At 69.5% G+C, this 9,140-nt stretch carries 9 protein-coding genes and 1 rRNA gene; all 10 read right to left on the minus strand.

Annotated elements, in window-relative coordinates; genetic code table 11:
* Nucleotides 1-53 precede the first annotated feature (53 nt).
* Nucleotides 54-737: a MerR family transcriptional regulator gene (locus ACH4OA_RS33630; RefSeq protein ID WP_365879019.1), complete on the minus strand. Its 684-nt coding sequence runs from the start codon at nt 735-737 to the stop codon at nt 54-56.
* Between the two features lie 318 nt (nt 738-1,055).
* Entirely contained in the window at nt 1,056-1,529 is a 474-nt protein-coding gene (locus ACH4OA_RS33635; RefSeq protein WP_026253112.1) for a bifunctional nuclease family protein, read from the minus strand.
* An 85-nt stretch (nt 1,530-1,614) separates the two neighbouring features.
* Nucleotides 1,615-2,352 (minus strand): MerR family transcriptional regulator, encoded by a 738-nt coding sequence (locus ACH4OA_RS33640; RefSeq protein WP_397941333.1) that lies wholly within the window; start codon nt 2,350-2,352, stop codon nt 1,615-1,617.
* Between the two features lie 47 nt (nt 2,353-2,399).
* A complete protein-coding gene (locus ACH4OA_RS33645) occupies nt 2,400-3,230 on the minus strand; it encodes an FHA domain-containing protein (protein ID WP_365879023.1) in 831 nt (276 codons plus the stop codon).
* A gap of 190 nt (nt 3,231-3,420) precedes the next feature.
* Nucleotides 3,421-4,284 carry a DUF881 domain-containing protein gene (locus ACH4OA_RS33650; RefSeq protein ID WP_365879025.1) on the minus strand — a complete coding sequence of 288 codons (864 nt, stop codon included), beginning with the start codon at nt 4,282-4,284 and terminating at the stop codon, nt 3,421-3,423.
* Nucleotides 4,285-4,289: 5 nt separating this feature from the next.
* Entirely contained in the window at nt 4,290-4,622 is a 333-nt protein-coding gene (locus ACH4OA_RS33655) for a small basic family protein (protein WP_003988855.1), read from the minus strand.
* Complete coding sequence (locus ACH4OA_RS33660; RefSeq protein ID WP_397941330.1) at nt 4,619-5,536, minus strand: DUF881 domain-containing protein; 918 nt, start codon at nt 5,534-5,536, stop codon at nt 4,619-4,621. The genes ACH4OA_RS33655 and ACH4OA_RS33660 overlap by 4 nt, the downstream gene beginning before the upstream one ends.
* Before the next feature lie 176 nt (nt 5,537-5,712).
* Nucleotides 5,713-8,208: a mannose-1-phosphate guanyltransferase gene (locus ACH4OA_RS33665; RefSeq protein ID WP_365879029.1), complete on the minus strand. Its 2,496-nt coding sequence runs from the start codon at nt 8,206-8,208 to the stop codon at nt 5,713-5,715.
* 113 nt (nt 8,209-8,321) lie between these two features.
* Nucleotides 8,322-8,930 carry a CDP-alcohol phosphatidyltransferase family protein gene (locus ACH4OA_RS33670; RefSeq protein ID WP_397941328.1) on the minus strand — a complete coding sequence of 203 codons (609 nt, stop codon included), beginning with the start codon at nt 8,928-8,930 and terminating at the stop codon, nt 8,322-8,324.
* A 107-nt stretch (nt 8,931-9,037) separates the two neighbouring features.
* Nucleotides 9,038-9,140, minus strand: a 5S ribosomal RNA gene (gene rrf / locus ACH4OA_RS33675); the annotation flags it as partial.

Genomic DNA, 9,140 nt, shown 5'->3' on the forward strand with positions numbered 1-9,140 from the left:
CCACGGCACTGACAACGGCCGCGGTGCCGGGGCGCCCCCGGCCGGTCCGGCGGTCAGACCGCCCGGTTGCGGCGTCGCGCCAGCTCGTCCGCGGGGTTGTGCCCGACGAGGGTCTCGCCGGTGTCGATGCGCTCGCCGTGCAGCTGGGAGAGGGCGCTCTCCACGTCCCGCCACACCACGCCGACGGCGATCCCGAAGATGCCCTGGCCGCCCTGGAGCAGGGCGTGGACCTCGTCCGGCGAGGAGCACTCGTACACGGTGGCCCCGTCGCTCATCAGGGTCATCCGCTCCAGGTCGCGGAAACCGCGTTCCCTCAGGTGCTGCACGGCCGTGCGGATGTTCTGCAGCGACACCCCGGTGTCCAGGAACCGCTTCACGATCTTCAGGACGACGACGTCCCGGAAGCTGTAGAGCCGCTGGGTGCCCGACCCGTAGGCCGGGCGCACGCTGGGCTCGACCAGGCCGGTGCGGGCCCAGTAGTCGAGCTGCCGATAGGTGATTCCGGCGGCAGCGCAGGCCGTGGGCCCGCGGTAGCCGATCTGCTCGGACGTCATGGACGCCACCCCTCCGCCGTTCGGCACCGCCGTCGGAAGCTGCGGAGCGTGCTCCACCGCGCCGCCGGGATGGGCATGTCCCGCGCCGGGACGCAGCCGCGCGTTCGGGGGCGGGTACGGACCGCTCTCCCCGAAACCGCGTCCGGGGGCACCCCCAGCCGTACCGTCGCCGCTGGTTCTCACGCCGACCTCCGTCCTTGACCTGCCTTCTCGACGGTAGGCAGTCACCAGGGGTGCGTCAACGATCGCCACACTCGGCACGCCGAGTGATAATCACCCTAGGAGTGGTTTCCCGTGCCCCACCGCGGGGAAAGGCTAGCCGAATGCCCTCGCGGCGGGCCGTAGGACGCTCTCACCGGCCGGAGGCAATTGCCGGGGCGCCGGACCCGCGGCGCCGCCGCCCATACCGGGAAAAACTCCGGTCCGGAGGCCGGCCGCGCGCCTGGCCGACTGCGGCGCGGCGGCTCAGCGCCTGCCGGTGTCTCACCGGCTCCTGGTGTCTCACTGGCTGCTGGTGCCGAAGTCCTCGGGCGAGATCTGGTCGAGGAACTCGCGGAACTTCTCCACCTCGTCCTCCTGCTCGTCCGGGATCGCGATGCCCGCGTCGTCCAGCACCGTGTCACTGCCGTAGATCGGCGTGCCGGTGCGCAGGGCGAGCGCTATGGCATCGGAGGGGCGGGCGCTGACCTCGACCCCGCTGGCGAACACCAGTTCCGCGTAGAAGACGCCTTCCCGCAGGTCGGTGATGCGTACTTCGGTCAGCTCCTGGCCGACGGCTTCCAGCACGTCCTTGAACAGGTCGTGGGTCAGCGGCCGCGCGGGGGCCATGCCCTGCTGGGCGAAGGCGATCGCCGTCGCCTCCCCCGGCCCGATCCAGATCGGGAGGTAACGGTCGCCTCCCACTTCGCGCAGGAGCACGATCGGTTGGTTGGAGGGCATTTCGACCCGGACACCTACGACATCGAGCTCGTTCACACAGCAACCCTAGGCGGTGCCCGGGACGTTTGGGTAGTCGGGCCGGGAACAGGTGCCCGATCCGGCCGCCCGGAGGCCCCGGGGTTCAGGGGTTCCGCACCCCGAGAGCGGTATTCACCAGGGCCGCGTGCAGTTTCGTCGTGAGGGCCGCCAGCTCGCGCGTACGGGCCTCGGCGTGCACCCTGGTCTGCGGATTGCGGTGGCGCCTGAGCGGGGCCACCACCTGGTCGACCAGACCCGCCTCGCGGTCGGCGGCGGCCTTCATCACCCTGAGGTGGCGCGGCTCGATCCCGAACCGGCCCAGTTCGGCCACGAGCGAGGCCACCGTGACGGTCTCGGCGTCGTACGCCCCGTCCTCCAGGGGAGCGATGAGCCCGTAGGACTCCCACTCCTTCAGATCGTCCTCGGTGATGTCCGCCGCGGCCAGCAGTTCGGCCTTGCCGATCCTGGCCACCGTGGGACCCTCCACGGGCGCCGGCCCGTCCTCTCCGGTGCGCTGGCGCCCCACCACGGGCAGCGCCACGGCCTCGCCGCGCGCCATGGCGTCCAGATGCTCCCGGATCACCTTGAGCGGCAGATAGTGGTCCCGCTGCATCCGCAGGACATGAGCGAGGCGCTCGACGTCTCCGGCGCTGAACTTGCGGTACCCCGACGGGGTCCGCCGCGGCTCGACCAGGCCCTCCGACTCCAGGAAGCGGATCTTGGAGATGGTGACTTCGGGGAACTCGTCGCGCAGCACGTTCAGCACCGTGCCGATGCTCATCAGCCCACTGTCCCTGGCGGCGGTACCGCTTCCGGCACCGCCGCTCGGTGTTTGAAGCATGGACCTTCCCTGGGGGTGGTCCCCCCGGACGTCCGTCCGGGGGCGGGTCAGATGCCCTGCCGGCTCGCGTAGAACACCAGCCGGTACTTGCCGATCTGCACCTCGTCACCGTTCGACAGAGCGACCTGGTCGATGCGCTCGCGGTTGACGTACGTGCCGTTCAGACTGCCCACGTCGGCCACCGTGAAGGAGCCGTCCGGAGAGCGCCGGAACTCCACGTGCCGCCGGGAGACCGTCACGTCGTCCAGGAAGATGTCGCTCTGCGGATGGCGGCCGGCCGTCGTCAGGTCGCTGTCCAGCAGGAAGCGGCTGCCCGAGTTCGGCCCCCGGCGCACGACCAGCAGCGCCGAGCCCAGCGGCAGCGCGTCCACCGCGGCCTGTGCCTCCGGAGAGAGCATCGGCAGCGGCGTCTGGCCGGTCGCCTCGGAGTCGTAGGCCTCCAGCCCGGAGATCGAGATGGTGGACGTCGTCTCGGAGGCCCGCTCCGGTGCCACCCCGGGGCGCAGCGGCGCCCCGCAGTTGGAACAGAACCGGGCGTTCTCCGCATTGCGGTTACCGCACCTCGTACACACCAGGACCGACATCGACGGATCCTCCTGCCGCGGCTGCCCCGCCGGGGCGTTGGACGCGTACGGACCGGAGGCAAACCCTCCACCCGTACCTGAGGTTGACGGTTGCCCGAAACCTATGCCGCCGGACTGGGCAGGGTCAACAGACGCCGCGCCCTGACCTCCCGAAATGTCACCGCCCGGACCAGCGACCTGGTCCCGGAACAGCGGGCGCTGGCCCTCCGCGTCAGGCTGCGCGCGATGACGAGCGGTCGCGTTGGCGTTGCCCTCTCGCGCGCTCTTGCCGAACAACTTCGCAAACAACTTCACGGGCGATTCCCCTTGACCGAAACAGACCCGCCCGTGGGGCAGGACGAACCCTGATTGCCTACACCGGCCGAGCCGGACATTCTCACAACGTCCGTATCCGCCAAACAGTTTCCACCACGCACCACCTCTTCGGTGCGCCGACCCCCCGCAAGCTCATGCCCCTGCCCGTCCGGCCCCATGCACCGCCGGTTCACCGGGAGGACGACCGAGCGTAGTCAGGCCGCTTCGCCTGCCGCAAGGCGTCCACGATGATCTTGTCCGACCGTTCGACGGTGACCGTGGCCTGCTCCTTCTCCAGAGTCTGCACCACGCCTCCCGGGATGTTCAGCGCCGGCTCCAGGTCCTGCGGCTTGCCGATGACCTGGAAACGATACGGCGCGTTGATCTTGTTCCCGTCGACGCCGACGCTCGCGCCGGAATCGGCGAAGTACGTGCCGGCGACCACGCGGACCCCGTTGACCTGGATCGCCTCCGCGCCGGCCGCGCGCAACTCCTGGATCGCGTCGAGCAGCATGTCCGCCCGGACCGCCCCCTTCGTGTCCTCGATCGTCATGGTGATGCCGGGACCCTGCGCCGCCACGGTGCCCGCCAGGATGCCGAGTTGCCTCGCCTTCTCGGCGGTCTGCCGGCGCGCCTCCGCGGCCTGGTCGGAGCTGCTCTGCAGCTCCTGGCGCTGCTTTTCGAGTCCCTGCTTCTCGTCCTCAAGACGCTGGGTACGCGAATCCAGTTCATCGAGGATGCGAACGAGATCTTCCTGACGCGCGCCGCGCAGCGCGCTGTCGGTGTCGCTGTTGGACGCCACCTGCACGGCCAGGCCGAAGCCGAGGCCGAACAGCAGCAGCGCCACGATGAGTTGGGCACGGGTGAAACGCGGCGGCCACAGGCCCTTGACCAGCCGCTGCCGGCCCGTGAGCGACTGCTCGGGCCGCCCCTCGACGGGCTGCGCGGGCCGGGGCGCGGGCACCGGCACCTCGGCCGGCAGTTCCCGGCGCAGCCGGTTGCCGGGCCGGTCGTCGCGGCCGTCGCCCTGGTTCGGGTCGTTCTGTTCGCTCATAAGTGTCACGCCCGGAACACGTGCCGGCGGATCGCCGCGGCGTTGGAGAAGATCCGGATGCCGAGGACCACCACGACACCCGTGGACAACTGCGCGCCGACGCCCAGCTTGTCGCCCAGGAAGACGATGAGGGCGGCGACGACCACGTTCGACAGGAACGACACCACGAAGACCTTGTCGTCGAAGATGCCGTCCAGCATGGCCCGCAGGCCACCGAAGACGGCGTCCAGCGCCGCGACGACGGCGATCGGCAGATACGGCTCCACGACCGCCGGAACCTCGGGCCGGACCAACAGGCCGGCCACGACTCCCACGACGAGGCCCAGTACGGCGATCACGATGTGCCCTTCCCGGTTTTCTCGGACTTCGGCTGTGCTGTACGTACGATCACACTGGGGGCGGCGGGCAACCGGACGTCGCCCTGGGCGGAGATGGTGGCGCGGATGCCGTAGTTCTCCTCCAGGGCGTGCAGGTACAGGCCGTCGGCGCTGTCCTGGAACCTGGTGCTCAGCCTCTGCCCGTCCCCCACCGCCAGCACCGTGTACGGCGGCACCAGCGGCCTGTTGTCGACCAGTATCGCGTCTCCCGCGGCCCTGATCGCGGACAGGGCGGTCAGCCGCTGCCCGTTGATGGAGACCGCCTCGGCCCCGGACGCCCACAGTCCGTTGACCACCCGCTGCATGTCGCGGTCCCGCACCCGGCCGGTGTCGGAGAAGCCCGACGTCTCGCGCGGGTTGGCGGCGTCACCGCCGCCACTGGCCTCCTTGGCGTCGTTCACCACCAGTTTGACGCCGGGTCCGTGCACGGCGGTGGCACCCGACAGCAACCCGACCAGGTCCGCCTCGGCGCTTCCGCCGCTCGACCTCAGAGCCGCCCGCTGCCGCGCCCCGACGTCGTCCCGCAGCTCGTCGACGCCGCTCTCCAGCTTGTCCGCGTCCGCCGTCTCGTCGTCGATGCGGTCGATCAGCTCCTGGCGCTCCTTGGCCACCACGGGCGCCGTCACGCGCGCTTGTGCCGCTCCCACGGTCACGACCAGCGCGGCGAGGACGAGACCGGCGGCCAGCCCCAGTTTGGCCCGCAGCGTCCTCGGCAGACCGCCCTCGCCGTCGGCCTTCTTCCGGGCAGCCGCCTCGGCGTACCCGTCGTCGAGGCTGTGGTCCATGACGTTGGTGATCAACGACATGGAGGCATCCGGGCGCTGCGGCCGCGTGGGGCTGCTCCGAACGGGGGGTTGCTGCGGCATGCCGCACATCGTCGCATGTCGCGAGCAGTACCTCCGAACGGCCCCACCGGCGTGCCGGACGGGCCCGCCAGGGGACACGTGTCCGGCACGCGCGCGTGCGACGGCATTTCCGCCGCCGGTCGGCGAAACGGCGAAGGGCCCCGGGACCGCCGTACCGGCGGCCACGGGGCCCTTCACTGACGGTCCTACCGGCCGGCGCTGTCCACGACGGCCGACCACTCGTCCAGCAGCGCCTGCGCGGAGGCGTCGTCCGGGCCCTCGGCCCACAGATGGGTGACGGCCTCGGCCGGGTCGGGCAGCACCATCACCCAGCGCCCGTCGTTCTCCACGACGCGCACGCCGTCGGTCGTGTCGACGGAGCGGTCCCCGGCGGCCTCGACCACGCGCCGCATTACCAGGCCCTTGACGGCCCACGGCGTCGCCAGGTCCCGCTTGAGGACGTGCGCCCGCGGGATACGGGCGTCGATCTGGCTCAGCGTGAGCTGGGTGCGTGCCACGAGCCCGATCAGCCGTACGAAAGCCGCGGTGCCGTCGTACACGCTGCTGAACTCGGGAACGATGAACCCGCCCTTGCCGTCACCGCCGAAGATGGTGCCCTCCTCGCGTCCCACGCGCGTGAGGTCGTCCGGCGAGGTGGTGGTCCACTCCACCTGGGTGCCGTGGTACGCCGCCACCTGTTCGGCGATCCGGGTCGTGGTGACCGGCAGCGCCACCCGCCCACTGCGCCGCTCGGCGGCCACCAGGTCCAGCATCACCAGCAGCGCCCGGTCGTCCTCGATGATCCGGCCCTTCTCGTCCACGAGCGACAGCCGCTCGCCGACGGGGTCGAACCGGACACCGAACGCGGCACCCGAGGACGCCACGATCTCCCCGAGCCGCACCAGGCCCTTGCGCCGCATCTCGGCCGTCTCCGTGGGCCGGGTCTCGTCGAGACCGGGGTTGATGGTCAGCGAGTCCACGCCCAGCTTACCGAGCAGGCTGGGCAGCAGGAGCCCGGCACTGCCGTTGGAGGCGTCCACGACGACCTTGAGGCCCGACTCCGCTATCCCGGTCGTGTCGACGTTGCGCAGCAGCGACCCGGTGTACGAGTCGAAGACGCTCGCCGGGAAGTACAGGTCGCCGATCTCGCCCGGGAACGCCCGCCGGTACTCCTGGCGCGCGAACACCCGGTCCAGCTTGCGCTGGCTGCCCTGCGAGAGGTCCGCGCCCTGTCCGTCGAAGAACATGATGTCGACCGAGTCCGGCACACCGGGCGAGGTACGGATCATGATGCCGCCCGCGCTGCCCCGCGCGGTCTGCTGCCGGGCCACCGGCAGCGGCACGTTCTCCAGGTCACGTACGTCGATGGCGCTGGCCTGGAGGGCGGAGATCACCGCGCGCTTGAGCGCCCGGGCACCGCGGGAGTGGTCGCGGGCCGTGGTGACCGTGGCGCCCTTCTTCAGGGTCGTCGCGTAGGCGCCGGCGAGCCGTACGGCCAGTTCGGGGGTGATCTCCACGTTCAGGATGCCGGAGACGCCTCTGGCGCCGAACAGGTGGGCCTGGCCGCGCGATTCCCAGATCACCGAGGTGTTGACGAAGGCGCCGGCCTCGATGGTCTTGAACGGGTACACACGGACATTGCCCTGGACGATCGATTCCTCGCCGATCAGGCACTCGTCACCGATGACCGCGCCGTCCTCGATCCGGGCGGCGCGCATGATGTCGGTGTTCTTGCCGACGACACAGCCGCGCAGGTTGCTGTGCTGCCCGACGTAGACGTTGTCGTGCACGACGGCCTTGTGCAGGAACGCCCCGCTCTTGACGACGACGTTCGAGCCGACGACGGTGTGCTCGCGGATCTCCGCGCCGGCCTCGACCTTCGCGTAGTCGCCGATGTACAGCGGTCCGCGCAGTACGGCGTCGGGGTGCACCTCGGCTCCCTCGGCCACCCAGACGCCCGGGGAGATCTCGAAGCCGTCGATGTCGACGTCGACCTTGCCCTCGAGGACGTCGGCCTGGGCCTTCACATAGCTCTCGTGCGTGCCGACGTCCTCCCAGTAGCCCTCGGCGACATAGCCGTAGACCGGCTTGCCCTCCTTCATGAGCTGCGGGAAGACGTCACCGGACCAGTCGACGGGCACATCGGCCTCGACGTAGTCGAAGACCTCGGGCTCCATCACATAGATGCCCGTGTTGACGGTGTCCGAGAACACCTGTCCCCAGGTCGGCTTCTCCAGGAAGCGTTCGACCTTGCCTTCCTCGTCGACGATGGTGATGCCGAACTCCAGCGGGTTGGGCACGCGGGTCAGGCAGACCGTGACCAGCGCACCCTTCTCCTTGTGGAAGTTGATCAGCTCGGTGAGGTCGAAGTCGGTCAGCGCATCGCCGGAGATGACGAGGAAGGCATCGTCCTTCAATGCCTCCTCGGCGTTCTTGACGCTTCCGGCGGTACCGAGTGGCTTCTCCTCATTGGCATAGGTCAGCTCCATGCCGAGCTCTTCGCCGTCACCGAAATAGTTCTTGACGAGCGACGCCAGGAACTGCACGGTGACCACGGTCTCGGTGAGCCCGTGCCTTTTGAGCAGCCGCAGCACATGCTCCATGATCGGGCGGTTGGCCACGGGCAGGAGCGGCTTGGGCATGCTAGAGGTCATGGGGCGCAGGCGTGTGCCTTCGCCCCCGGCCATCACGACGGCCTTCATGTCGGAAGCGTCCTCCTCCAGAGACGACGGTCTAGCCGACTTCACCCGTCCAGATTGTCCCGCACTTTTACACCGCGGGCCATCGAGGCGTCATGTCTGGACAATCGCCGAGTTCAATCGGTCGTGGTCTCCGCGCGAACCAATCGGCGGACTTGCACCACGTAGAGCACTCCTGCCCACCAATAGAGGGTTGTACCCCATCCGGCGAACGCCCATCCGAAAATGGCAGCGAGTGACGCGATCCATCCACTTCCGTCACTGAGCAGCAGGAGCGGGAAGGCGTACATCAAGTTGAACGTGGCGGCCTTCCCCAGGAAGTTCACCTGCGGCGGCGGATAGCCGTGCCGGCGGAGGATGCCCACCATGACCAGCAGGACCGCTTCACGGGCCAGCAGGAGCGCGGTCAGCCACAGTGGCAGGATCTCCCGCCAGGTGAGGCCGAGCAGCGTGGAAAGCACGTACAGGCGGTCGGCGGCGGGGTCGAGGAGCCGGCCGAGGTTGCTGATCTGATTCCAGCGCCTGGCCAGTTTGCCGTCGAGATAGTCGCTGACCCCGCTGAGAGCCAGCACGAGGAGGGCCCAGCCATCGCTCTTGGGGCCGCCGAACTCCGGCCTGAGGATCAGCCACAGGAACAGCGGTACGCCGGCCAGCCGTGCCATGCTGAGGATGTTGGGGATGGTGAGGACCCGGTCTGTCTGGACACGGGTCTCCTGGACCTCCACCCGGGGGCCTCCTGTGCGAAAAGAGCCGATAGTGCTCCCTGACCCTACCTCAACGCAAAAAAGCTCCGGCTCTCGGGCAGTGCCCAAGAGCCGGAGCTGTAAAAGGAGTTCGGCAGTGTCCTACTCTCCCACAGGGTCCCCCCTGCAGTACCATCGGCGCTGTGAGGCTTAGCTTCCGGGTTCGGAATGTAACCGGGCGTTTCCCTCACG

The organism is Streptomyces sp. NPDC017095 (assembly GCF_044332325.1).
Taxonomy (GTDB): domain Bacteria; phylum Actinomycetota; class Actinomycetes; order Streptomycetales; family Streptomycetaceae; genus Streptomyces.